This window comes from Amycolatopsis sp. SID8362, from assembly GCF_010550475.1.
Taxonomy (GTDB): Bacteria; Actinomycetota; Actinomycetes; order Mycobacteriales; family Pseudonocardiaceae; genus Amycolatopsis; species Amycolatopsis eburnea.
The window spans coordinates 1-263 of record NZ_JAAGNB010001204.1 but is presented as its reverse complement, the minus strand read 5'-3'; the positions used below and the strand labels follow the sequence as shown (position 1 = coordinate 263).

General features: G+C 76.4%; 1 protein-coding gene. It reads right to left on the bottom strand.

Annotated features, from left to right (window positions below; all coding sequences use genetic code 11):
- The coding region (locus G3I65_RS37085; RefSeq protein WP_160700222.1) for a glycosyltransferase family 2 protein at positions 1 to 263 on the bottom strand (263 nt) is incomplete at both ends.

Here is a 263-nt window from a genome sequence, read left to right as displayed (position 1 = left end):
GCCGTTTCGCCAGCGGCGCGGCGGAAGTGCCGTAGCGGGCGCGCCTGCCGAGCAGGGCGCGCCAGGTTTCCGGTTCGTGGTGGGCGACGGTGACGTCCGGGGCGTAGCGGATCCGGTGCCCGGCCGCGTGCAGCCGCCAGACCAGGTCGACGTCCTCGCCGACGCGCAGCGCGGGATCGAAGGCACCGACGTCGCCGATCGCGCTCCGGCGCACGACGAGCGCGGCGGTCGGCACGTACGACGTCCGGCTACCGGGCGCGACC